Origin of the sequence: Wolbachia endosymbiont (group A) of Ischnus inquisitorius, assembly GCF_964026985.1 — a bacterium.
In the GTDB taxonomy this organism is placed as follows: Bacteria; Pseudomonadota; Alphaproteobacteria; order Rickettsiales; family Anaplasmataceae; genus Wolbachia; species Wolbachia pipientis.
On record NZ_OZ034715.1, the window covers coordinates 1,252,766 to 1,277,951 of the forward strand.

Consider the following 25,186-nt stretch of genomic DNA (forward strand, 5'->3'; position numbering starts at 1 on the left):
GATATTTTAAGTAAAGTTTTAGAAATTTATTCTGTATTTGGAAAAAGTTTAGATATGCAATCACGTTTAGGCAAATGTTGGTTTAGGGTATTACTTCTTGCAGCTTATGTGCTGATCACAGGTTGTAGTAAAAACGATATGCCTTTTCCAAGGTGTATATCTGCTGACTATTTTGGTCCTAAACCTATTGCAGTAAGCGCTCATTTTTCAAGCGACCACGATGCGTTTATTCCAGGAGATGGAGAAGTTATTGATCCTGAAACTGGCGAAATTAATTATGGTTTTCACCATAACCAAGTGGTGAAGTGGGAGGATACCGGACTCGAAACCAATGGAGATAGTTTAAAAGTGCGAGTTAATGGTGCATGGACATCTTGGAGTAATAATAACAAGAAGGAATCTAAAAAAGGCAGTTATACCTTACAAAGCTTGGAGCAGTTAAAATATGCAACTAAATTTGAAGGTAAACAAAGTGATAATAGTTTACCTAATTTTCACTTAGTTTGTAATGATTATAAACCTAGCATACAAAAATTTTCAAGTAAGTCTGATACAAGTTGCACTGTAAATTGCAAGTGCATTAATGAAGATGATAGCGCAAATACAGTATCACGTGGTGCTCCATGTTGGTTTACCAATGGTCATGGTGCTTATCTTTTGTTTCAAACGGGGAAAGATGATCCTAACGAAAATCTAAAGTTAATGCGCGATCCTCAATATCCTACTGTACATCTAGGTTATAACTCCACAGCAGAGGGCGACAATGGATTTTTTACTTTAGACAGAGATAACACTAAATTAAAGGACAGAAATTGTAATGAGTTGAAGTTAAAAAAGGGATGGAAAATATATGTAAAAATATTAGATAGATATTACTTAGATAATGTAGGTGGCTACTCTTTTGAGTTCTTAAGTGGAGTGCAGCAGCCAAGTAGTTTTGGGTTTTTTGATTACATTTATAACTATCTAAAATGTGTATTATTGATTAACGAAAATTGCAAAGAACATTTTAATAGCAATGATCCTGCAGTTGCACAAGCTATGTTCGAAAATATAGCTGAAAAAAGTACGAGCTTTCACAATTTTGTTCTTTCCTTGCTTGTTCTATTTGTAATGATTTCATCGCTTCTTTATCTTTTTGGCATGATACGAGAAACTAAGCATGATATGCTCATCAGAATGATGAAAATCACTCTAGTAATAGTGCTTATATCTCCTGGAAGTTTTAGATTTTTCTATGATCATTTTCTTGTTTTATTCGTTAAAGGTCTTGAACAATTGATAAGTGTAATTACTAACTTTGCTCCCAACATGAACACCGGAAGTATTGCTCAAGGAGATGAAGCTAAGTTGTTTAGCTTCATGGAGGACATGTTCAATAAATTTTTTGCTTATTCTGTTTGGAAAAAGTTTGCAGCGTTTTTACATTACCAAATGTGGGCAAGCCTTCTTATGATACCGGCAATTTTCATAGGGATTGTACTATACTTCTTGTTGTGCTTGTATGCTTACATAATATTTCTCTCTGGCTTTATGGGTATAGCTTTTCTTATAGCTATCATGCCACTGTTTCTAATTTCTATTTTATTTTCACCGCTGAAAAGTCTATTTGAAGGTTGGATAAAATTCTGCATCAGTTTTTGTTTACAATCGATTATGATATTTACTCTCTTGTCATTGTTGGCTTCAATGATAATGAACACCTTTTATAGACAACTAGGTTTTACTGTATGCTACAATAAATGGTTCGAGGTAAAGTTATGTGCTCCAAAATGGGTGTTTGGCGGTTTTTGTATCGTTGATAAGCAGTACTTTGGTTGGACCCCAGGGCAAATTTTTGTACCTTACACTCTTGGAGAAGCTTCTTCTCTTAACATAGATAAAAGTATAGAAGGTATAGAAAAGATAAGCAGAGAAGGTGGTACAATAAAATTTACTGGTGGTGCTGGATATATCCCGCTTCCACCAGATTACCCTAAAGATAAAAATGGTGAACATATAAAAGGGTTTCGTTATATAGATTATCCTTTCTTTAATCCAATTCCTGGAACTAAAGATAATCCAGCAGACCACTATATTGCAGAAAGTGATATGGTAGTTAGTAATGGCTGTAGTGAAAAAGATCTAGTGCGCTTAACAAATAGTTTATCTCATGCATCAGAGAGGGCTGACATTATATTACTGATCAACAATATAGAGAAAAGGATAGGTGATGTTAGTGAAATAATAAAACGCTACTGTCAAGATATAAATAAATGCAATAGTTATAGGGAAATAATTAATGAAATAAGATCTTTAGTGCGGAGTGCGGTAGAAAAACAAGGTTGTAGAATACTGAAACTTCATGATTTATATAAGGATCCCGACAGTGAATACTGTCAGAAATGTAAAGATTGTGAGGATTGCAAAAATTATCAAGAAAATAGCGATTACCAAAGGGTGCAAGACATACAGAGAGGTTATTTAATCAATGCAGGGGAAATCTTTATACTATTCTTGCTTTCATTTTTAATGTTCTCCTTACGCACGTTCGTACAACAAATGGGCTCAAGTATCGCTGGTGGTGGATTCAGCGTTTACAATATATCTAGTATGTATCAGGCATCGCCTTTGACTGGCATAATGGAAGGATTCAAACAGCAGTGGCAAAATTTTGCTGGTAGAGGACTTGAGTCTTTAGGCAGTTGGGCTACTCATTTACCGGATAGATTAGCCGGAGGTGCAGCTAATCTGCTGGGGAGAGTACCAAGAGTTGGAGGAGTGCTGAAATACGCTATTGATGTGCCACGTAAATTTGTAGGTGCTACTATTGAAGCAACGAAGTTTGCAACATCGCCTGAAAATGATGTTGATAAGCTCGAGGAAAAAATTTACAGGGCATTTGGAGTTGATAAGGAAGATATTACACACAGAAGGATCGGTAAATATTTAGATTATTATAAAGGATACGTAGGATCACATTTGGGCTATACAATAGAAGATGCTATGAAGTTTACTTGGGAGCATGGTCTTGACTCTATAGGAAAGCATGGCTACGATCATAACCTACTCTATAGAGCAAAAGAATATAGGCGAGATTTCTTAGAGAAGCTTCATGATTACACTATCGGCCGTAAGAGAGAACCAGAAAAAGACAATCCTGATCAATCAAATAAGGTAGAACGAGAGTTAGGCACGGAACTAGTAAGAGATAACCATGATCAGCCACTAGAAGAAGGCGACCCTCTTCGACTACGAGGGGGAGGTCAGCCAGATAAGGTAGTACGAGAACTAAGCACAGAACAAGAAGACAAGCCTAATCAACTACAGCATGATCAGCCAACAGAAGAAGATAAGCCTGATCAATCAAATGAAGTGACACGAAATTTAGGCACGGAACCAAAAGGTTCAGATGAAATTGATGATTTTGGATCTGCTTTTGAAGGTATGGAAAAACGTGCTGAAAGAGAAGGCAGAAGAAATCAAGATAAAGTTTACAACCTCTCACCACTTTTTGAAATGAACACTCCAGAAGCTGTAGAAAAACGTGCTGAAAGAGCTAGAAGAAAAGAAGAAAGAGATCGAAAAGACGAAGTTTATAATCTTAAGCCTTTATTTAAAGAACCAAAAAATCCAGAAGAGTACGTTAAGGCACTTTTTGAAATGAATACCCAGGAAGCTATAAAAAAACGTGCTGAAAGAGAGGAAAAAAGAAATCGAGAAGACAGTAAAAGGAAATTACCGGAACCAATGAGGAAACCAGATGCAAAAGGAGATGAGAAGAGGATTGAAGATGAAGACTAATAAAAATTTCAAAGGCCTTGATTATTATAAATTGCAGCAAGACAAAGATGGCAACATAAAGTTAAATGACTACGACGACATTTTAAATGCGCGTAGGGCAAGGGTAGACTTGTTGCGGGATAACACATCACTTGACAAGGATGTCAATTTTGCTAAATTGAATAAAGCTTTGAGTGAGAAATTTGTAGATAATCATAGTTTATTGTCTGAATTTGATAAGGAAGACAAAGAGATTGTACAAGAAAGGATTAAGGTGTTTAGTATTTTAGAAAGTCTTGAAGACCTTAAAAGCGTGAAAAGTGAAGATCTGTTAGAGGTTAGCTTACTGCTGTCAGATCTTAGCTTCATAGAGAGAAATGTTGTACTAAATACCGATCAGAATTCTGATCTAGCAGGATTTAAAAACCTATTTATTGAAAAAAAAGCATCTGGTGAAGAGTATAGTGAAGAAGAATGTAGAGGCTTTCTTGATAATATAGATAAAATCAATACTATAATTAAGTTAGAGTTAGAAAGCAGAATTGAAGGGCTAAATCATGATGAAAAAAATGATCATGATGATTTACAAGATGAGATTGGTCAAGCAATTAATGCAGCAGGCAAATCAGAAAAAGATAACTGATGAGTCTTGTGTTTGTGTTTTTCTTACAAGCGACTCGATAGCTTCTCTCTATTAAACTGCTAAAGCCATATTGACATTAATCATATAGTATAAATAATTAATTATTTTGGAGCTTATTTAATATGCTACGCATCATTGCAGGCAAATATCGCGGAAGAAAAATAACTACAGGTAAGCATTTAGCTGCACGGCCAACTATGAGTATTGTCCGAGAAGCAATATTTAATATGCTTTCCTCAAGAAAACCTATTTATAACTTGAATGTACTTGATTTATTCTGTGGTAGTGGTTCTTTTTCATTTGAAGCGCTTTCTCGCGGCGCTAAACATGCATTCATGGTGGATTCAGATTATTACAATTTGCAACTGCCTAAAAAAACAGCAGAAGATTTTGGAATTACGAACAATGTCACGCTAATTTGTTGTAGTGCTAACAAATTGCCACAACCTATTTCAAAGTGCGATGTAGTTTTTATAGACCCACCTTACAATAGCAATCTAGTTGAATCAACGTTGAATGGACTAGCTCACTCAGGCTGGTTAAGTGATGATGCATTGATAATTCTAGAGATTAGGAAAAACGAAGATTTTGAGTGCAATAAAAACTTCAGTATAATCTTGGAACGCACCTACGGTATAGCGAGAATAATTTTTCTTTCTCTATTAACTTGAACTTGCATATACTTTTCATTGATGAGTTCCAGTTCTATTTTCGTCAAGTTTCCGGAGAAATTACTTATTCTGTACTGCCCTAGATCAAAATTTTTATTAAATTCAGAGTCTATTAAATATTCATGTGCTTCTTCAATAAATTTATTTTCTTTTTCTTCGTAACTGGTGTATTTTGTTGTACCATTATTATCCTCACGATAAACTATAGCATTTCTCATAATAGTCCGAATAGGTCATAGGAAGGCAGAATCAACAGCACGACGAAAGGATTCGAATAGAGGAATGTTTTTCCTGGCTCTGTTTTTTATAGCAAACCAATGATGCTCAATTTTGTTAAAATCTGGAGAATAAGGCGGCAGATACAAAATTTCTGCACCGACTCCTTTAGCGAGCTTGATAAGCTTATCAGACTTATGAAAAGTAGCATTATCAAGAATGACAGTTTGTCCAGGTTCTAAGATCGGTGCCAAAAATTGCTCAAACCATCCATTAAAAATATCCATATTACAGTGGCCTTCAAATGTTAATGGAGCAACTATCTTTCTTCTACTTAAGGCTGCAACCATGCTGATTCGTTGAGTTTTTTTTCCAGATTTTAGGGCATAAAATCGCTGTCCTTTCTGGCAATACCCATATGGATAGTCCTCCGTGTTATCAATCCCAGACTCATCTATATACACTAAGTTTTCTGGTTCTTTTGTTGCTATAATTTTTAAGAATTCAGCACGTTTTTCTTCGTTCCTTTCCTTGTATCCATATGTCTTTTTTTGCGCGTAAATCCAATTTTTCTGAGAGCTCGGTGGATCGTTTGGATACTAACGTTGCCCCAAAGTTTAGCCATTTCCGACAGAGTTTTTCTACCGTGTTTTTTAGCAAATTCGATAAACTTATTCCAGTCGATAATTTTCTGATTGTAACCTCCATTACCGAGTTTTTTTGACTGAAAGTCGCCTGTTTCTTTTTTTCTTTGCTGCCACTCCCACAAAGTAGTTCGTCCAATTTTAAATCTTGCTGCCACTGCTTCTCTGCTTTCCCCTTCGTCTAGTGCTTCCATTGCTTTTTTTCTTAAATCATAACTATATGCTGCCGGCATCCAACCTCCTTATCGCCATCTATCCTTAATCTTATCATATCCGGACTTCTGTGGAAAGAGCTATACCTAGCTATGAGTAGGGTTATGTTAAAGAGGGAATATGCTTGAATTTACTAGTTTCCGGACAACCTCTAAATGTTCTTTATGATCAGCATGAATATTTTTATTTTCACAAACCTTTTCAGGATCGTGCTCAAGTACTTTTCTACCAACAATCAATAGCTTATAAGAAATTTTCTATGATTCCTTTTAAGCGAGTTTTGAATTTTTGAAATGTCATGACATTGTTGATACGGTTATCAAGAAACGATAAAGTATCCACAAAATCTTCTGAATAATCATTGATAAAAAAAAGTATCGTACTTAAGTACACTCCAGCTAATATTGCTCTTTTTGTATAGTAGTTAAAATCTGTTGATTGGTCATGAATGCCATACCAAATCGCACTAATAGTTCTGTATAAAAGTTTACTAGAAAAATATGTATTTTTTGGTGATACGGAGAATGATAAAACATTTTTTAAAAGTTCTCTATAATTCGGTAGCTTAGCATAGTTTGAAAGGTGTATTTGAATAGCTAACTTTACTCGCTCTCGCACTTTCATATCTTCTAAATTAGAATTTCTTAATTCAGCTTCCATTGAGCTATTTAAGTCCTCTGCTATGTGCTCCAAAGCGCTATATATTCCATTCTGAAATTTGCAAAAGCTATTAGCTAGATTAAGGTCAGTGCACACCTTTAATAGGGTTTCATCGCTTATCCCTTCAAATGGAATAACCCTAATTAGCTTATCTATTATTAACTTTTGTTCCACGCAACATCATACTAAACAGCATGTGTGATTGTACCTGAGATTTTCAAACATTCTACAAAATGCTTCACCACGTTCCTCGAAATTTTTCCATTGATCAAAAGAAGCACACGCGGGAGAAAGTAATATTGTTACTTCTTCTGCGCTATTTAAGGCCTCTTCAAAAGCCAATCTGAATGCATCTTCTAGATTGCAACATTTAACATAATCTACTTTATTCTCCATAACATTTGCAAAAGCTTCGGTTGATTCTCCAATAAGAAAAGCTTTTCTAACCCTTGTAAAATGCTTGCTTAATAATTCTATTCCACCTTTTTTGCTTCTTCCACCAGCGATCCAATTTATGTTTTCATAAGATAAGATCGCCTTTTCGCTCGATTTTGCATTAGTTGCTTTGCTATCGTTCACGAAAAACACATTTCTTATTTTGCCAAGCAGTTCATTCCTATGCCTCAGTCCTGAAAAGGACTTGATTCCATTGATAATAGTGTTGCTATCTACTCCAAGTACCTTACATACGGCATATGTGGCTGCTATGTTTTCTGCGTTGGATATTAGGTTTATTTTCACGTCGCTTACTGATAAGCTATGATTCTCTAGTTTTAACGAGATCTTCTGGATCCCAGTGCCCCTTTTGTCATCCAAGTAGCTGACACTGGGATCCAGATAATTTCGATCTATACCAGTAATCTGTTCACTATAATCAAGCAAATTGTTACCTGCCAATGATATTAGATCTCTTGCACCACCCTCTGTCATCTGAGTAGTTGGCAATGGTTTTTCTTTTCTGGATTCCAGCGTCACGCGCTGGAATGACATCGGGGAATATGTTACTGAGATTGGAATTTTGTCTCCAGTGAATTTGTTGAATATATCAGCAGTAATCTCATTGTCACATCCTATTACGGCAACCTCACTACCGTTTATCAGTTTTAATTTAGTTGCTATGTAGTTCTCCATACTTCCATGCCTATCTATGTGATCTGGTGTAATATTGAGCAGTGCTGAAATGTCCACGTTAATTTCATTCATCAACTCCAATTGAAAAGAGGAGAGTTCGATTACATAAATTTCTGCATCTCTTTCTAGATCCAAAACAGGAACGCCTAAATTTCCACCAATAGCTACTTTTTTCCCTGTAGATTTTAATATGTGCCCTATTAGTGATGTAGTGGTTGATTTACCATTTGTTCCTGTGACGCCTATTACCTTCTGGTTCGTAGTTTTAGCTTCAAGAAATAGCTCAATGTCTGATTTTATTTTGCAATCAAATCTCCTTGCAAGTTTTACTATCCAATGTGGCTCTGTTGGCACTCCAGGGCTTAAAACCAATGCACTGATCTCATGCCAATTGTATTCCTTGGGATGAATAAAATTACATTTTTTATACATCATTTTTGCATTTGCTATTTGCTCTTCATGATCATCCCATGCATATATTCTTGCACCACTCTTTGTTAGAGCGTTAATGGCGGATAAACCAGTTTTACCAAGACCAAAAACCGCAACGTTTTGATTTTTGTATTTGTTTAGTTGCACTGCTAGATAACTTATGCGAACCATTTTATAAAGATATCGTACAAATTACAACAGACTTCTTTCGTAGGTTACAACTGTCATTCAATAGAAACGAAAAAACTTACTTGACACCCTCTGCCAGTCCCCTTATCATGAAACTGAGGCTATTGTATTTGCTTTCGCCAATCTGCAGATTAAAAGGTAAGGATTACTTAATGTATCGGCGTCTTATGTTCAATTTTTTGCAGTATATAGATACTGTATGTCTTTACAAAACTTCATCTACATCTAGATTTTTATCTAAATAAGCTGAACGCGCTTATAAAGCGTTACAAGACATCAAAAAATGCCAATACTCGACAGAGATAGTAAAAGACTAGCTAACTCGGGGATTCTTTGTCTTTTTTTCTGCTTGGTAAATTTCTTAAACATTTGCAGCGTAGGTTAGTTGCAATTAAAAGCAGCTGAATTTCGCTTGTCAAGCGTTTAAAACATAAAAAACGCCAATATTTTAAAGCAGATAATAACCACGGGGCTTCTTTTGCCTTTTTTTCATTTGGTAAATTTCTTAATATTTATGGCTAAACGACAATCGTCATCCCGCTGCTTGTTAGCGGGATCTCTTGTTAGCGGCTGAGATACCGCGAATGAATCGCGGTATGACGGTTCGCGGCGGTATGACGGTTCGCGACGGCGTGACGATAAGCTCGTTATCCCGCTGCTTGTTAGCGGCTAAGAGATACCGCGGCAGTATGACGGTTAAGTGGGGTGTCATCCCAGTGTCAGCTACTCGGATGACAGGAGAAGGAGGCTACTTGCATGACACCATTCTTTTTTCTGGATCCAAGTAATCAGGGCACTGGGATGACAAGAAGAGGGCACTGCCGTCATAAAGGAACCAGTGTCAGCTACTCGGATGACAACAAAGAGCTACTTGGATAACAAGAAATATAGGTACTGGAATTGTAAAGAGTTTGCAAATATTAGTTATTACCTGTAGGATATAAAGAAATTAGTAAGGATTTTAATAGGAATAATATGCCATCTGTTACTTTTATTTTACCTGATGGGAGTAAGAAAAGCTATGAAGCTGCAGAGGGAGAAACTCTGCTCAATTTAGCCCACAGAAGTGATCCAGATCTGCTTGAAGGTGCATGTGAAGGTTCTCTTGCTTGCTCTACATGCCATGTAATTATTGTTGATCCAAAGTTTTATAATGCTGTAGAAATACATAACCCTATATCTGATGAGGAAAATGATATGTTAGACCTAGCTTTCGGCTTAACAGAGACGTCGAGGCTTGGATGCCAAATAAAAATCACAAAAGATATCGACGGCTTGTGTGTAACCATACCAAGGGGTACAAGAAACATATCATTAGATAAACAGGGGAATCATGCGTAAGATTTTTATCTATATTATCATCTCTTTACTTTTGTTTATTCCTGTAGCGTATAGTGGTTTTTGGTATTTTTCTGCATGTAAGGTAAAAAATCTTTTAGCTGAAACAATACTATACATTAACGACGAAAAATTTGATATTTCACATGATTTTAGTGGATTTCCTTCTAACCTAATTTTTCGTGTGACAAACCCAAAATTTTCCAATGAGCAATTAACCATCTCATCTGATGCTTTATTGATAAAAAATAGATTGTTTGATAAATCAGTATATATCTACATACCAAGCAATGAAGTCAACATTGCTGTTCATGATGATGAGAAAAAGAATATAAAATGCCACACAAACGATAGCAGCCACTTTGTTGTTAGACTAAACGATTTACCATCTTCATTGCGATTCAACAAAAATAGTACCGTGATAGACTATATAGATACACTTCGTTACGAAGATTATGGATTAAAATGTGATGTTTTAGAAAATCAGCAAAGTGTTATAACTGAAGTGAATGATAAAAGCAATTACATTCAATTTCACCTCGATAAAGAACCAAGTGGAAATACTAAACTAGGATTTGATTTTTATACTTATCGGTATAAAAATACTGCAAGTCCTGAAAGTTACCTTAGTATCGACACTAAATTTGATTACGAATTTGTAAACCACATCTCAGCTTCCAGAATTAATTTCAACATAGAGAAATTTTTAATTCAAAGTAATAATTTTTCTCTTGCTGCAGATGGTGGAGTGCGAAATTATAATTTGGTTACGTCTTCATTTAAAGACAAAATCAACGTGGCTATATCAAATTATAAAGAATTAATCTCGTTTATGATTGGTGACTCAAAAACTTCAGATGCGTTTAAAAAATTAATGTCTTCCTTATCAGAAAAAACAACTGATGATGGCATTCAATTTTCAATAAAGTACGATGATGATGTAGGGTCAAGCTTTATTGGAAAGTTATCCACCACTGATTTTATGAACCAGCTCAGTAAAATAACCCAATTAATCAAGGATGAGAGCAGTAGTTAGTTTACTTTTCATATTGATATTCCACTCAGGCGTAAACGCTTTTACTCTGGATAATAAACTCAGAGATAAAAGCATGGAAAAACGAGCAACAAGTTTATTTGAAATAATAAGGTGTCCAATATGTTCTGGCGAATCATTGTCTGAATCTGGATCTCAGATCGCGTATGATATGCGAGAAGCAATTCGTAAAAAAATCAATGATGGATACACAGATGAAGAGATAATCTCAGAGTTAAAAAATTCTTACGGCAATTCAATTATAATCGTACCACCTATAAAATCTAGCACTTACATTTTGTGGTTTATTCCACTTACAACTCTGCTTATTGGGTGTTTTTTAATACAAAGATACATCAATACAACCACTTAAACCTTTTATATATAGCTAAAGTGACTTAGGTTCTCTAATTGCACATAAGTCAACAATAATTTTCACACAAATCAAAACAGCATATCTTCTCCATAATCCTTGGTAATTTTACATAAGTTAAAAGTAGCATATGGTTCTCTCCGCGGTCTGAGATGACAATAAATTTGTCAAGCCGCATCATACTTGTTAGGCGGAAGTGGACGGCAACATGTTTACCACGAAGTCTAACTAAGTTCTTGCTTGTCCCTTCCATCGGCATTGCTATCTTTATTTTCAATAAAATTATTGTCCTATGCTCTTTTGATGTTTATTGATAATAAAATTCTGTTTTATCAACCAACATCCTATGCATAATTACAGCTAATTTTCTTGCTACTGCTACAATTGCTTTTTTCATTCCTTTTTTCTTCGCAACCCCAGTTTTTGAATTTACTAGTTTCCGGACAACCTCTAAATGTCCTCTTGGTAACTGTAAGCATTGTTTGTGCAGCTTCATACAACATACTTCTACATTCCGCTGGTCCCATCTTTGATATGCTGCCATGCCGATCAACTTCTCCAGAAGAATATTGCCTTGGTGTCAACCCTATATACCCCAGTTGCGGATTAGCCAACGAAGTAAAGCTTAGAAATGCAGCGGCTGCATGGAATATGAAACAAGCGTAGAAAAAATGTGTACCAAAAAATTTATCGGTGATCTATGGCGAGTATGCTCAATCTCAAATTTGTTTTTCAGAGAGCCAAAAACTGTCTCAATAATCGATCTTTTTCTTAACAAAATCTTCTCATTTAGCGCCATTAATGAGTTTTTCATACCCTTTTTTATACTGGTTACAAGCTTTAACCCTCTATCGAATAATTCGTGAAAAAGATCTTTTTTGATATATCCTTTATCTCCAAACAATAATCCAGTCAATTTCTTAGTTAAATTTGGCACAGGTATCAACGTTGCCTTTTATCACCGTAACCCCTTGAATTTCGCCAGTTTCATTGATTACTAGATGTACCGAAAAACCACCCATAAGTAGTCTTTCCAATCTTTGCCAACCCTTTGAAAACTTTGTTTCTCGAGGTCCTTTTTGGATGGCAAACAGCGATAGATGTTGCATCTATGTACGAAATCCCTGTCACTTTTGACTGTTCGCAAAACCATTGCATTAAGAGCGCTAAATACCATAAAACCCGCGATTTTAACCTGATAAACCTACTATAGGATGGCAATTTTGGAAACGCTGATTCGTATAATAATTTCAAATAATGCACATAGAAAATTTTAAAATTGTCGCACTTGATATAGCAATATTATGGTAAAAATCTCTGAATGCGTAATCTCTGGCGTCCTGGTTGGTTTTTTGCCACTTGGTAGAAGTTTTTCTGCAAAATTTTCATCGACTGTATTGCAAAAATCATCGACTATACAAAAGATTTCTGTTACTTTTTCTTTCATTGGTAACCTCCTATTTTAGGAATGAATATCAAATACCTCGGAGTTTACCCTATTTCCTTACCTTTTCTATTTTTTCTAATTTACAACTGGGGTTAGCAGTGCTGTGAGAATGGTTGAAAGCGCAAAAGAAAACCTCTCGGAAGTTAAAAATATACTGGTCGATGCAGGTTATACAGGAGAAAATTTTGCAACTCAAATAAAAACGATTATTGGAGCAACTGTAGAAGTAATAAAACGAAGTGAATTACATTCCTTTGCTGTATTGCCACAAAGATGGGTTGTAGAGCGATCTTTCGCTTGGTTAGAAAAATGCAGACGATTGTGGAAAAATTGCGAGCGAAAACTTAACACTAGCCTACAAATGGTCGTTCTTTCCTTCATTTCTCTTCTATTGAGAAGATTTTAAACAGGTTCTAAATCTTTATTTTAAAAATGTCATATTGACCACCGGTACCTGAAAATATAGCATTTCTCATAATAGTCCGAATAGGTCATAGGAAGGCAGAATCAACAGCACGACGAAAGGATTCGAATAGAGGAATGTTTTTCCTGGCTCTGTTTTTTATAGCAAACCAATGATGCTCAATTTTGTTAAAATCTGGAGAATAAGGCGGCAGATACAAAATTTCTGCACCGACTCCTTTAGCGAGCTTGATAAGCTTATCAGACTTATGAAAAGTAGCATTATCAAGAATGACAGTTTGTCCAGGTTCTAAGATCGGTGCCAAAAATTGCTCAAACCATCCATTAAAAATATCCATATTACAGTGGCCTTCAAATGTTAATGGAGCAACTATCTTTCTTCTACTTAAGGCTGCAACCATGCTGATTCGTTGAGTTTTTTTTCCAGATTTTAGGGCATAAAATCGCTGTCCTTTCTGGCAATACCCATATGGATAGTCCTCCGTGTTATCAATCCCAGACTCATCTATATACACTAAGTTTTCTGGTTCTTTTGTTGCTATAATTTTTAAGAATTCAGCACGTTTTTCTTCGTTCCTTTCCTTGTATCCATATGTCTTTTTTTGCGCGTAAATCCAATTTTTCTGAGAGCTCGGTGGATCGTTTGGATACTAACGTTGCCCCAAAGTTTAGCCATTTCCGACAGAGTTTTTCTACCGTGTTTTTTAGCAAATTCGATAAACTTATTCCAGTCGATAATTTTCTGATTGTAACCTCCATTACTGAGTTTTTTTGACTGAAAGTCGCCTGTTTCTTTTTTTCTTTGCTGCCACTCCCACAAAGTAGTTCGTCCAATTTTAAATCTTGCTGCCACTGCTTCTCTGCTTTCCCCTTCGTCTAGTGCTTCCATTGCTTTTTTTCTTAAATCATAACTATATGCTGCCGGCATCCAACCTCCTTATCGCCATCTATCCTTAATCTTATCATATCCGGACTTCTGTGGAAAGAGCTATATGTTGATCATAAGCAAAAACTGATCTTAATACTTTAAACGGTGGAGGATTGATGATGCACTTACCACACGTATAAATATTGTCTAAGATTACTACGCCACAAACATTGCAGTAATGCTTAGTTAGAAAATTGATTTTTTTGTTACATTCACTACACAGATTAAGATTTTCATCAATGATACACTCGCAACTTACGCATACGTTTGGAAATATGAGATTTGTAGCTTTGTTTAGTAAGAGAAGGTTCACAATTCATTAAATATATTATAAAATTTATATAGTATAGCTAAAGTAACTTGTGCTTACACTCTTTCACTTTTTATTTCATCTCAATATAGTTCAAACTAAGCCACTGCTGAAAAAGCAGAACTTATAACTCAGTAGATAAACGCTGATATTTTTCTGGTTCCTGTATTTCACTCAACTTACTTTGCACTTTGTCACAAGCCCACACAAGTGGCGTTATGATTGACGCGGCAGCCCAAACGATAGCAGCGCAAGCATAACTTACAATCTTGTTAAATACTCTAGCTACTGCATTAGCACAATCTTGCCCAGCACTTAAAAATGCATTTGAATGATCAACTAATGACTTTGTACTTGCTTTTAAACAATAGTCCCCTGTTATTTTTGACAATCACTTGACTGGAAAGTATGACAAACATGCCACTATCAAAAATAAAGGTTGCAATATTATGTTGGCTGCTAAAACAGCACCCAGTGTACACAATGAATACACTCCCTCTGCTCTGTGGCCCACGTATTCACATTTATCATTATCTTGATAATACTTGTTATAATTGTCTTTACTCTCAACTCCACAAATTACATCTTTCACAGGTCCTAGCACATTATCAACGTAACGTACAGATTTATAGAAACTATTTTCTGGAACTAGTGTGTTATCTTCTGCTTTCTTAGCAGGTACAACTCCATATTCAACGTACCTTCTAAAGTATCGATATACTGACATTCTTATCTCCAAATCATAAATATGCAACCTAGCCTAATATAATTAAGAAATAGTTTATAATAAATACGTTTTAAGATACCTGCCTGTAACACTTTCTGGAATTTTTACCACTTCTTCTGGAGTTCCAGTAGCAATCACTTCTCCGCCTTTTATTCCGCCCTCTGGTCCGATGTCTATTATATAATCTGCAGTTTTTATAACGTGCAAATTGTGCTCGATAACTATAACAGTGTTTCCCAGATCGACTAATCTATGGAGTATTTTTAGTAAGTTATTTATATCTTCAAAGTGTAATCCAGTTGTTGGCTCATCAAGAATATACAATGTTCTTCCGGTAAATCGTTTTGATAGCTCCTTGGACAGCTTTATTCGTTGTGCTTCACCCCCAGACAACGTTGTTGACGACTGTCCGAGTTTTATATAGCCAAGCCCCACTTCCTGCAAAGAAATCAACTTTTCTTTTACCATTGGAAGGTTTTCAAAAAAATCACAAGCTTGATCTATCGTCATATCAAGGACATCAGAGATTGATTTTTCTTTATAAGTAACTTCCAATGTTTCCCGATTATACCTTCGCCCTTTACATTGCTCACACTTCACATAAACGTCCGGTAGAAAATGCATCTCTATCTTTAAGTGCCCATCACCTTTACAAGCCTCACACCTTCCCCCTCTGGTATTAAATGAAAACCGGCCTATATTATATCCCCTTGCTTTTGACTCCGAAAGACCTGCAAACCAATTTCTTATATGAGTGAACATACCAACATATGTTGCTGGATTTGACGCAGGAGTTCTACCAATTGGCGACTGATCAACTTCTATAACTTTATCTATATATTCAAGGCCTTCTATTCTATCACACTGACCATACCTTGCAGACGAATGATGTATCTTATGTGCTGAATATTTATATAACGTTTCTATGACTAAACTTGATTTTCCCCCTCCTGATATTCCAGTAACACAAATAAGATTCCCTATAGGAAATTTAACGTTCACATTTTTTAAGTTATTTTCACATGCATTTATTACTTTTATGAACTGAGTTGCTTGCTTTCTTCTCCTTGGAATTAAAATTTTTTTCTCTCCACTCAAATATTGCCCTGTTATGCTCCCCGAATTTCTTTGCACCTGGTCTGGTGTTCCTTCTGCAACAACTTTTCCACCATTTACGCCAGCTCCAGGACCAATATCAATCGCATAATCAGCAGCCATTATTGTATCTTCATCATGCTCAACAACGATTACAGTGTTACCCATGTCTCTTAAGTTTTTTAGTGTGGCAATTAACCGATCATTATCACATTGATGAAGGCCAATCGAGGGTTCATCAAGAACATATAAAACCCCCGTTAATCCTGAGCCAATTTGCGAAGCAAGTCTGATCCTCTGACTCTCGCCGCCAGAGAGAGTGCTAGATTCTCGATCAAGCGTTAGGTAATTCAACCCTACATTCTTTAAAAATGTTAGCCTCTTGATTATTTCACTTAGTATTTTATTTGAGATTTGCTTCTGTTGTTCTGTGAGCTTGTCTGGCAAATTTTCAAACCACTTAAGGGATTCATCGATACTAAGCCCTGATATTTCACCTATATGTTTGCTATCAATTTTTACTGTAAGCGCTTCTTTTCTCAATCTATAGCCAGTGCATTCTCTGCAGTGAGTAACAGAGCAATATCGCTCAACAAGCGTTTCATCATAATCCATCTGGTTTTCTAAGATACTGACCAAACCTTGAAATTTACCGAAGCCAAAGAGCATCATATCTTTTACTTCTTGATCTATGTTCTTCCACGGAACATCAAGGCTAAATTTACAATTTTCAGCCAGTGATAGAATTGCACTTTTTAAAAATCCATAACCTGTGTGCACTTGACGGAACATTGATCCCACTGGCTTTAAAGCGCCTTCAGATATTGAAAGAGTTTCATCTGGCACTATCAGCTTCACATCAATAGCCAGCTTTTTACCAAGCCCATTACACGAACCACATGCACCGTAAGGGCTGTTAAAAGAAAATAATCTTGGTTCTATTTCCTCAAGAGTGAAACCAGACTCGGGGCATGCAAAATTCTCTGAAAAAGTCAGAATTTGACCATTTTTATACTCGGAATTATGGTTGTCAGGTAGGTTTACTATTTCTACATACATTAGACCATTACCAAGTTTTAGTGCGGATTCTATACTACTTGGCAGTCGATTTCCTATATCGCCCAATATTGATATTCTATCTGCAACCACAAAAATGTCGTGTTTCTTGTTCTTATCGAGTTTAGGCAAGTCATCTACATTGTACACTTCACCATCTATTTTGAACCTTACGTAACCTTGTCTTTTAATTTCCAATATCTCTTTAAGATGTTCTCCCTTTCTACCACGCACAACAGGGGCAAGTATATATATCTTAGTTTCTAAAGGTAACGCAATTATAGTATCTACAATTTGAGACACCGTTTGTTTTGTTATTGGTAATCCAGTTGCAGGTGAATAAGGAACTCCTATTCGTGCATATACTAAGCGCAAGTAATCGTAAATTTCGGTAACAGTTCCAACTGTTGACCTTGGATTTTTTGAGATCGATTTCTGGTTGATAGATATTGCAGGAGAGAGACCTGTAATCGACTCAACATCTGGTTTATCCTGAATGTTGAGAAATTGACGCGCGTAAGCTGACAGGCTTTCAACGTACCGGCGTTGGCCTTCTGCATAAATCGTATCAAATGCAAGGCTAGACTTGCCAGAACCACTTAGCCCAGTTATAACAACTAGCTTATTTTTCGGTATATTGACGTCTACACCTTGCAGATTATGTTCCCTTGCGCCCTTAACTCTGATAAAATCGTCCATATTATACCATATAGCGTATTAACCATTATAGCCTCAAAATACGTGAATTTATAGTGATATATTGATTTTCTATTGATTTTTTCAACTGTTACGGAAAATTAAGCAGCGTTTGATAAATCGTCATTCCGCTACTTGTTAGCGGCTGAGATACCGCGACGGTATGACGGTTAAGTAGGCCAGTGCCCCTATGATGTCATCCCAGTGTCAAGCACATAGCTGTACGAACGTTGTAGTTTAGGAGCAATTCCCACCAGTGGGCCAGTGCCCAGACACTGGTTCTATGCAACTTAATTAAAAACGTTTGTTTTAGCGTAAGACAACTACCTTTAGCTCATCAGCTCAGTTATAAGCAAAATTTCTGGATTCCAGACTGGAATGACACCATTTGCTGTGCAATTTACCTTCAAAAATGAATGTTCGTACAGCTATGTGTCAAGCACTGGGATGACACCATTCTTTTTTCTGGATTCCAGTGTCTGGGCACTGGAATGACACCCCCCTGATAGGCTAAAATCATAGTGTTTGTACAGTTGTGGGTTTAGGCTACCTATAAATTCTAAACTGTTGTTACGTATTAGGACCACCAAATACACCCCCAGGACCCAAAGTCAGTTTAGCTATATCAGAAAACAGGTTATGTGGAAATCTTAAAATACTTCTTGTTCGCCAAGCAAAATAAATACATTCCTACAAACAAGCAGATGCTCAATACTGACACATAAGAAAACTTAAAAATTAAATCTCTAATGTATATTGATAAGCATTTACCTGCAGAAAATTTGTATAGTAATCCAACACATACAACGGCACTATCAACCACTGATGCTATAATTAAAGTAATGAAATTTGCCATATGAAAATTCAACTTGGACTTCAATTTTTCAAAAATAATTATGCTTGAGAGAAGAGATACTAAAATTGCAGTATATGAAATCAATATCATCAAATTAAAACTTTGCCATTTAAAAACACAACATAGCGCTGTACACACTATTAAGTTGTACGTAGCTTTGCTTCTGCCATAAAATTCAACCATTGAATTTACAACTAAAGCAGCTCCCACAAATAAGGCAGCACATATCATCAATTTATTTGAAGTGTTGAGTAAAGAAAGACTGATAAACAGGAGTATCGATAAAATAGACATAATTACCTACCCAAAATTAATAACATACATTCATTCTAAATAAACATTACATATAGTAAAAGAGTTATTTAGCATAATAAGAAAAATATTTTATATTAGCATGCCACATCTTTCAGATCTACTTTTAAAACATCCTTTATGTTTAGCACCTTTTTCTCTGTTACTTTGCCAATACATGAATAAACTGCACCTTCAAACAATTCTTCAAACCTCTTCTGATTTTGTGGTGCAATAGTAACCAAAATTCTACTTTGCGATTCAGAAAACATTATTATTTTGTTTATTATGTCTGTATTTTGTGTTTCTCCTATTGGCACTAGTGAAAGATCGATTTCAGCACCGAGATCTCCTGCAATTAACGATTTTGCCAGAGCAATAATTAATCCGCCCAAGTTTGGTGCAATTGCAGAGGCAATTATGCCATCTTTTATTGCTTGGTTGTAACGCTCATACAACTTCCTAGCGCTCTTTGCATCAACTTTTGGTACGTTGTTATTACCTATTCCACTGTATAATTGATATTCAGATCTACCAAGTTCATCAAGTGTTTCTCCAAGTACATATATCAAGTCTCCCGGCATTTTCACATCAAGCGATACCGCATTTTCAATATTTTCTATAATTCCAATTGCTGAAATGAGTAATGAAGGTGGTGCAGATATCATCACTTTCTCGCCATTTTCATCATATCCCTTAAAGTCGTTAAACATACTATCTTTTCCGGATATGAATGGTGTTTTAAATGCAGTTGCAAAGTCGTAACAAGCCTCTGCAGCTCTCTTTAGTTGCCACAACCTTTCTGGATTATAAGCATCACACCAACAAAAATTGTCGAGCAACGCTAGATGATTTATATTTCCTCCTGCGGCTACATAGTTGCGTATCGCGGTGTCAATTGCACATGCTGCCATGTGGTAGGTGTCAATTTCTCCATAACTTGAGCCAAATCCTTGCGATTTTACAACACCTTTATTTGAAGAAAGGATTGGTCTTGAAACAATAGCTTCACTGCACACTCTTCCCTTGCCCTGCAGTGGTTTCAGCACTGACGACCCTTGAACCTCATGGTCATATTGCACCACTATGAACTCTTTACTGCGTATGTTTGGTCTGCTCAGCATTTCTTTTAGTTCGACTTCTTGGCTTGATGTTATGCAAGTAGCTGACGCTTGAATCCACCCTCCAGTCCACGGCTTTGTCTGTAAATGCACTTTAGGATTACCGTCATGCAGAAACTCGGTTTCCATATCCATTATTACTGTCCCTTCAGGACATTTAACAACAGCTTTACCACTCTCATTAAACTCTCCAATCACACAAACCTCCACATCATGTTTTTTCATGATTTGCTTAAACATAGGAAGATTTTCTTCTGGCACTGCTAAGGTCATTCTCTCTTGTGATTCTGATATCCATATTTCCCACGGAGCCATACCATCGTTTCTAAGGAGAACCTTGCTCAAATCAACTTCGAATCCGTCCTTCCCCATTTCACCGATGGACGATGATAGACCGCCTGCTCCATTATCCGTTATTGCATTATAAAGACCAAGATCTCTTGCTTCTACGACGGCGTTGGATAATTTTTTTTGTGTTATAGGGTCACCAATTTGCACAATTGTTGAAGGGCTGTTTCCCGACAATGCCTCTGAAGAAAAAGTTGCACCGTGAATTCCATCCCTTCCAACTCTTCCACCAATAATTACGATTTTATCGCCATTTTTTGGTCCTTTAATGTGTGAAGGTGCGTTATTTATGTTGCGCGGAATAATTCCGACACTGCCAACAAAAACTAACGGCTTGCCACAAAATCTATCGTCAAAATATACCGATCCAAGTTGTGTTGGAATACCAGAGCAATTACCAGCAACATTAACACCATGGATCACTTTTTTCATTATATATTTTGGCGGTAAGATCTCATCAGTGCGCTCTTTATCCCTATAAAATTTGCCTTTTGCTTCTTTGGCAAAGCAAAAGTAATAGGTATTCATTATAGGCTCCGCGCCTTTCCCGAAACCAACTATATCACGATTTACTCCAAGTACCCCAGTCATTGCTCCACCAAATGGATCAAGAGCTGAAGGGCTATTGTGGGTTTCAACTTTATCTACAATCAAGTAATCGTCATCAAAAATTATTCCTCCTGCGTTGTCAGAGAAAACTGACACACATATGTCAGAATTTATCTCACGCGTTGCACGCTTGATATAATGTGCATATAGGCCATCTTTTATTTCATCAATAGGAGAGCAAAAGATATTGTGCTTACAATGTTCAGACCAAGTCTGTGCCAGAGATTCAAGTTCAATATCATATGGATTTCTACCGAGTTTTTTGAAGTAATCCTTTATATCCTTCATTGCTGCAAGGGAGAGACCTAAAGTGCCATTGCCATCGATTCCATCTCTACTAATTTTTTCAAGCTCTTGGTCACTCACATTTAGGTTAACAGGTTTAGTACTACCCTCTGTCATCTCAGTGCCCTCTCTTGTCATCCCAATACCCTTTCCTGTCATTCCAGTGCTTGACACTGGAATCCAGTTTTCATTATACAATTGCTTGAAGTTTTCTGGATTCCAGTGTCTGGGCACTGGGATGACACCAGGTGGGGTATTCGATTTACCATAATATTTCCAGCTATAGTTCTTACAGATAAGTGTGCAATACTCAGTGATAGGGTTGAATTCTTGCTTTATATCATCTTCAGTTGGCAAATTCCCTTGACTTAGAATCAATTTTGAACTTCTTGCTTTGATATAAACATTTTCATCAATGTAGTTCTTGTTTATTAAATATTCTCTAACAATTTGTTTCACTGTGTTGCCTACATTATCGGTCATGCCAGGTAAGAAGCTTATTTCCAAGCCCCACTTTGCTTGTGGTTCTATGAAATCATACGGAACTTCTTCAAGGTTTTCATTGTAGGAATAATAACGGCAGTCTTGTATGACTTTATTATAAAATAGCCCGCAAATTTCTTCATATAATTTGGATGGTAATCCTTTGCGTATGTAAATCGAGTAAACGTTGACTAACCATCTGCGGCCAATTTGCTCGCATTTATTTAAAACTTCTATTCTAATGTTTGCCATGTAATGTTATAAAAAATTTTAATATATAATAGCATACAAGCACGTTTATATTTTGAATAATTTCTATACAATAAAATATTGTATTAATTGTTACTGTTAGTGGGAAGAGTTTTTACCGTTAATGTGGATGAATCTCTTTTTGATGTGCTGGTTCAGCACATATTTTCTGAATATGAAAGAGAAAAAATTCCTGAAGTAAAAATCATACTTCCTTGCAAGAGGGATGTGATAGCGCTGCTGAGTGCATTCAAGAATCATAACGCTAAAAAATGCATAATTTTGCCAGAGATAGTTTCGCTAGAGAATATTGATGAGGAAGATTTAATATTAAATCTTGATAGGGTTAAAGTTATCAAGCCAACAAAAAGGACACTGCTACTCATTCAATTCATATTGGAGTGGAATAGAAAAAATAATGATAATTTTCCAATTGATTTAGCTTATAGCCTGCCATCACTGCTTGATAAAATTCAATCTACCCAAACAACGGATTGTTATCAATTTGATGAACATTCAAAAAAAATAGAGAATTTCATAAGCTTACTCACTGAGACTTGGAGTAAAACTTTAAAAGATTTAGAAGTAGTAGATATATTAAAACATAAGAGTGATTACATAAACAATATGATAATCTCTTTACAAAAAGACCAATATATAATCTTTGTTGGAATTGGAAAGGATAAGTCGTTAATTAGGGCTATATATGATCTGCCATTTGGAAAAATAATTTTGCCTAACTTGAATTTGAAAATTAAAGAGAAAGACTGGAAATCGCTTGATAAAAAACATTATCAATATTGCCTGAAAGATCTGCTCGATTATTTAAAAGTGGATAGAAGGGATGTTAGTTTTCTGCCAGAAGCGTGTTCTCCAGTGCCCAGACACTGGGATCCAGAAAACTTAACTTTAAATGAGCGCACCAGGTGGCTGTATAATGAAAACTGGATCCCAGTGTCAGCTACTTGGATGACAGAAGAAAGGGCTGGGATAACAGGAAGTCCTGAGGAATATCTAGATTACGTCTTTGATACAACTGCCGATCTAAGCAAAGTTAGTAGTGGACATGTTGGCAATATTGAAGTCATCACTTGTGATTCCAGAGAGGAAGAAGCACAAGTGACATCATTAATTATAGAAAATGAAGGTTATGAAAACATTTCTTTGGTCGTCTTTGATAAATTACTTGCAGCTCGTATAGCATGTTTATCAAGGCAACACAGTGCCATACCGGAAAATTACCCTTATATAACGCTTCTGCTTTATAGTATCGAAGTTTTGACCTCAAATTGGAGCAGTGTGTCATTACTTTCGCTCCTTAAACATAGGCTAGTGACTTTTGGTTACACTCAAGAAGAGTACACTCGGATTTTATCTGAATTTGAAATAGAGATATTACGCAACTTTAGTACAAATGGTCTGAGCGATATTATAAATGCTATCAATGCCCATAAAAAGCTAAAATACAAAGAAGATATATTACTTATTATCAGTAAGTTAGAGGTTATATTTAATCCTTTACTTCGTTCTATAAATTGCTCTATTTTCGATGTGGTAGCAACTCATTTGCAGTGTATTAATATATTATCTGGTATAAATTTTTCAGAGCTAAATAGTGAAATAGGTAATTTTACCTGTAATTTCTCAAATGCATGTGAGGGTGTAGGAATTAAATGCTCCTTAGAGTTATATAGCCAAATTCTGACCTTATTTTTAGAGAAAGAGTTTTTCTTTGTAGCAAGTGACTTGAATAAATTCAGCTTATATCACAACAAAGTTGTAATACTTGCTGGATTTAATGAAGCGCCAAGCTTTCAAAGTCCGCTTTTGAATGCACTTACGAGAGAAAAATTTAATCTTCCTTCTGTGCAAGAAGAGCAGGGGTATTTTTTTTATACTTTACACAATTTGTTTTGTGCAAGTAAGGTTTATATTACAAGATCGCTAAGCCATAGAAAGCCAATTCTATTGCAGCGTTTGGAAATTCTACTCAAGGAGGGGAAGCAGCCGTATCGTGATTGGCTAAGGATATTAAATACGCCTGAATGTACTGTTCCATGTACTCAGCCTATGCCAAAACCTCAAACCGAAGTTAGAAAAGAAAAAATGCAGGTGATGTCTTGCAGTGCAATAGAAAAGCTAATTCGTAATCCTTATTCATTTTACGTTGAATATATACTGGGTCTTAAACAATTAAGAGACTTGAATTTCAAGCCATCGATATTGGAATTTGGCACTATGGTACACAACATTCTTGCAAGATATTTACGCAACAAAAAATCGCCAATGAGCATTGCACGAAAAGCATTCTCGACTAGTCAGTTTAATTTTTCAAATATGTGGTGGGTAAGACTGCAAAGGATAATTCAATCTTTTGTCGAATTTGATGAAACTCGAAGCAATTATGTTGAGTTGGAAAAGAACTTTTCCTGTCCGATATTTCATATTCCAGCGCGTGACACTGGTTCTTGTGATCAGTATGAAACTGCTTGGATGACAAATAAGCCACAAGAAATTTCACTGATAGCAAGATGTGATAGAGTTGAGTATCTACCAAGTGGGCAAGTGGCAATTATAGACTATAAGCTTGGTACACCACCTTCCAATGAAGAAGTAATGTCGGGATTTTTTCCGCAATTAATTTTACAAGCCTTAGCGGTAGAACATATAACAAAAAGAGAAGTCTCAGAACTTGCTTATTGGAAACTTGATTATGATAAAATAAAAGTTATTTCTATACAAAATTATAGATACAAAATGCAAGAATTAAAAAATGATCTGCCTGGTTTTTTATCTAACTATTTAAGTAATTCCACACCCTTTATTGCCTCTCCATATTTTGATAAATTCCTGAGATTTAACAGCTATAAACAGCTAGAAAGGGTAGGAGAGTGGTTGTAAATGGTGTCATCCGAGTACCTGACACTGGTTTCCATCCAAAAGGGTGTCATCCCAGT

19 protein-coding genes and 3 pseudogenes are annotated in these 25,186 nt (G+C 36.0%); 9 read left to right on the forward strand and 13 right to left on the reverse strand.

Annotated features, from left to right (window positions below):
• Nucleotides 1-54: 54 nt before the first annotated feature.
• From AAGD90_RS06530 to rsmD, 3 genes are all read left to right on the forward strand, one after another.
• A complete protein-coding gene (locus AAGD90_RS06530; protein ID WP_341821876.1) occupies nucleotides 55-3,783 on the forward strand; it encodes a type IV secretion system protein in 3,729 nt (1,242 codons plus the stop codon).
• Complete coding sequence (locus AAGD90_RS06535) at nucleotides 3,773-4,405, forward strand: hypothetical protein (protein WP_010082417.1); 633 nt, start codon at nucleotides 3,773-3,775, stop codon at nucleotides 4,403-4,405. Before AAGD90_RS06530 ends, AAGD90_RS06535 begins: the two co-directional genes overlap by 11 nt.
• A gap of 122 nt (nucleotides 4,406-4,527) precedes the next feature.
• Complete coding sequence (rsmD, locus tag AAGD90_RS06540; RefSeq protein ID WP_182319544.1) at nucleotides 4,528-5,076, forward strand: 16S rRNA (guanine(966)-N(2))-methyltransferase RsmD; 549 nt, start codon at nucleotides 4,528-4,530, stop codon at nucleotides 5,074-5,076.
• Here the strand turns inward: rsmD and AAGD90_RS06545 are convergent.
• From AAGD90_RS06545 to AAGD90_RS06560, 4 genes are all read right to left on the reverse strand, one after another.
• On the reverse strand, nucleotides 5,034-5,294 hold the full coding sequence (locus tag AAGD90_RS06545; protein WP_341821877.1) for a hypothetical protein: 261 nt from the start codon (nucleotides 5,292-5,294) through the stop codon (nucleotides 5,034-5,036). The genes rsmD and AAGD90_RS06545 overlap by 43 nt on opposite strands.
• 15 nt (nucleotides 5,295-5,309) lie before the next feature.
• Nucleotides 5,310-6,169 (reverse strand): IS630 family transposase gene (locus AAGD90_RS06550; protein ID WP_156518142.1). Its coding sequence is split into 2 segments (ribosomal slippage): nucleotides 5,310-5,845 and nucleotides 5,845-6,169, totalling 861 coding nucleotides; the frame shifts between segments, so codons are not numbered across the junction.
• Between the two features lie 223 nt (nucleotides 6,170-6,392).
• Nucleotides 6,393-6,983: a COQ9 family protein gene (locus AAGD90_RS06555; RefSeq protein WP_264373704.1), complete on the reverse strand. Its 591-nt coding sequence runs from the start codon at nucleotides 6,981-6,983 to the stop codon at nucleotides 6,393-6,395.
• Between the two features lie 6 nt (nucleotides 6,984-6,989).
• Nucleotides 6,990-8,543, reverse strand: coding sequence for a UDP-N-acetylmuramoyl-L-alanine--D-glutamate ligase (locus AAGD90_RS06560; protein WP_341821878.1), 1,554 nt, complete (start codon nucleotides 8,541-8,543; stop codon nucleotides 6,990-6,992).
• Nucleotides 8,544-9,317: 774 nt separating this feature from the next.
• Between AAGD90_RS06560 and AAGD90_RS06565 the strand changes: the two genes are divergently transcribed.
• The 4 genes from AAGD90_RS06565 to AAGD90_RS06580 all read left to right on the forward strand — a co-directional run bounded on the left by AAGD90_RS06565 (nucleotide 9,318) and on the right by AAGD90_RS06580 (nucleotide 11,305).
• Nucleotides 9,318-9,440, forward strand: coding sequence for a hypothetical protein (locus tag AAGD90_RS06565; RefSeq protein ID WP_007549233.1), 123 nt, complete (start codon nucleotides 9,318-9,320; stop codon nucleotides 9,438-9,440).
• Nucleotides 9,441-9,536: 96 nt separating this feature from the next.
• On the forward strand, nucleotides 9,537-9,902 hold the full coding sequence (locus AAGD90_RS06570; RefSeq protein ID WP_341821879.1) for a ferredoxin family 2Fe-2S iron-sulfur cluster binding protein: 366 nt from the start codon (nucleotides 9,537-9,539) through the stop codon (nucleotides 9,900-9,902).
• Nucleotides 9,895-10,935, forward strand: coding sequence for a hypothetical protein (locus tag AAGD90_RS06575; protein WP_341821880.1), 1,041 nt, complete (start codon nucleotides 9,895-9,897; stop codon nucleotides 10,933-10,935). Before AAGD90_RS06570 ends, AAGD90_RS06575 begins: the two co-directional genes overlap by 8 nt.
• Entirely contained in the window at nucleotides 10,919-11,305 is a 387-nt protein-coding gene (locus AAGD90_RS06580; protein ID WP_015589263.1) for a cytochrome c-type biogenesis protein CcmH, read from the forward strand. Before AAGD90_RS06575 ends, AAGD90_RS06580 begins: the two co-directional genes overlap by 17 nt.
• A gap of 344 nt (nucleotides 11,306-11,649) precedes the next feature.
• Here the strand turns inward: AAGD90_RS06580 and AAGD90_RS06585 are convergent, their stop codons facing one another.
• Complete coding sequence (locus AAGD90_RS06585) at nucleotides 11,650-11,889, reverse strand: transposase (RefSeq protein ID WP_341821881.1); 240 nt, start codon at nucleotides 11,887-11,889, stop codon at nucleotides 11,650-11,652.
• Between the two features lie 41 nt (nucleotides 11,890-11,930).
• Nucleotides 11,931-12,752, reverse strand: a pseudogene (locus AAGD90_RS06590) (IS982 family transposase).
• A gap of 133 nt (nucleotides 12,753-12,885) precedes the next feature.
• On the opposite strand from AAGD90_RS06590, the pseudogene AAGD90_RS06595 reads away from it, so the two are divergent.
• Nucleotides 12,886-13,158: pseudogene (locus tag AAGD90_RS06595) on the forward strand (transposase); the annotation flags it as partial.
• A gap of 85 nt (nucleotides 13,159-13,243) precedes the next feature.
• Here the strand turns inward: AAGD90_RS06595 and AAGD90_RS06600 are convergent.
• The 7 genes and pseudogenes from AAGD90_RS06600 to AAGD90_RS06630 form a co-directional block, all read right to left on the reverse strand.
• A protein-coding gene (locus AAGD90_RS06600; RefSeq protein WP_341821861.1) for an IS630 family transposase occupies nucleotides 13,244-14,103 on the reverse strand; the annotation gives its coding sequence in 2 pieces (ribosomal slippage) (nucleotides 13,244-13,779 and nucleotides 13,779-14,103; 861 coding nt in all).
• A 64-nt stretch (nucleotides 14,104-14,167) separates the two neighbouring features.
• Nucleotides 14,168-14,416 (reverse strand): annotated as a pseudogene (locus tag AAGD90_RS06605) (double zinc ribbon domain-containing protein); the annotation flags it as partial.
• Between the two features lie 121 nt (nucleotides 14,417-14,537).
• Complete coding sequence (locus AAGD90_RS06610) at nucleotides 14,538-14,804, reverse strand: hypothetical protein (protein WP_244663111.1); 267 nt, start codon at nucleotides 14,802-14,804, stop codon at nucleotides 14,538-14,540.
• Nucleotides 14,805-15,167, reverse strand: coding sequence for a hypothetical protein (locus AAGD90_RS06615; RefSeq protein WP_341820091.1), 363 nt, complete (start codon nucleotides 15,165-15,167; stop codon nucleotides 14,805-14,807).
• 27 nt (nucleotides 15,168-15,194) lie between these two features.
• Nucleotides 15,195-17,990, reverse strand: a complete 2,796-nt coding sequence (gene uvrA / locus AAGD90_RS06620) for an excinuclease ABC subunit UvrA (protein ID WP_341821882.1) — start codon at nucleotides 17,988-17,990, stop codon at nucleotides 15,195-15,197.
• 634 nt (nucleotides 17,991-18,624) lie between these two features.
• A complete protein-coding gene (locus tag AAGD90_RS06625; protein ID WP_006279733.1) occupies nucleotides 18,625-19,137 on the reverse strand; it encodes a hypothetical protein in 513 nt (170 codons plus the stop codon).
• Nucleotides 19,138-19,232: 95 nt separating this feature from the next.
• On the reverse strand, nucleotides 19,233-22,232 hold the full coding sequence (locus AAGD90_RS06630; RefSeq protein WP_341821883.1) for an AIR synthase-related protein: 3,000 nt from the start codon (nucleotides 22,230-22,232) through the stop codon (nucleotides 19,233-19,235).
• Nucleotides 22,233-22,331: 99 nt separating this feature from the next.
• On the opposite strand from AAGD90_RS06630, the gene AAGD90_RS06635 reads away from it, so the two are divergent.
• Nucleotides 22,332-25,130 (forward strand): WPE palindromic element domain-containing protein, encoded by a 2,799-nt coding sequence (locus tag AAGD90_RS06635; RefSeq protein ID WP_341822197.1) that lies wholly within the window; start codon nucleotides 22,332-22,334, stop codon nucleotides 25,128-25,130.
• Nucleotides 25,131-25,186: the final 56 nt, after the last annotated feature.

Bases quoted from the DNA above. Each gene is read 5' to 3' on its own strand.
- AAGD90_RS06565 (WP_007549233.1), top strand. From the start codon at position 9,318: ATGACACCATTCTTTTTTCTGGATCCAAGTAATCAGGGCACTGGGATG.
- rsmD (WP_182319544.1), top strand. From the start codon at position 4,528: ATGCTACGCATCATTGCAGGCAAATATCGCGGAAGAAAAATAACTACA.
- AAGD90_RS06545 (WP_341821877.1), bottom strand. From the start codon at position 5,294: ATGAGAAATGCTATAGTTTATCGTGAGGATAATAATGGTACAACAAAA.
- AAGD90_RS06625 (WP_006279733.1), bottom strand. From the start codon at position 19,137: ATGTCTATTTTATCGATACTCCTGTTTATCAGTCTTTCTTTACTCAAC.
- AAGD90_RS06570 (WP_341821879.1), top strand. From the start codon at position 9,537: ATGCCATCTGTTACTTTTATTTTACCTGATGGGAGTAAGAAAAGCTAT.
- AAGD90_RS06630 (WP_341821883.1), bottom strand. From the start codon at position 22,232: ATGGCAAACATTAGAATAGAAGTTTTAAATAAATGCGAGCAAATTGGC.
- AAGD90_RS06580 (WP_015589263.1), top strand. From the start codon at position 10,919: ATGAGAGCAGTAGTTAGTTTACTTTTCATATTGATATTCCACTCAGGC.
- AAGD90_RS06575 (WP_341821880.1), top strand. From the start codon at position 9,895: ATGCGTAAGATTTTTATCTATATTATCATCTCTTTACTTTTGTTTATT.
- AAGD90_RS06560 (WP_341821878.1), bottom strand. From the start codon at position 8,543: ATGGTTCGCATAAGTTATCTAGCAGTGCAACTAAACAAATACAAAAAT.
- uvrA (WP_341821882.1), bottom strand. From the start codon at position 17,990: ATGGACGATTTTATCAGAGTTAAGGGCGCAAGGGAACATAATCTGCAA.
- AAGD90_RS06535 (WP_010082417.1), top strand. From the start codon at position 3,773: ATGAAGACTAATAAAAATTTCAAAGGCCTTGATTATTATAAATTGCAG.
- AAGD90_RS06530 (WP_341821876.1), top strand. From the start codon at position 55: ATGCAATCACGTTTAGGCAAATGTTGGTTTAGGGTATTACTTCTTGCA.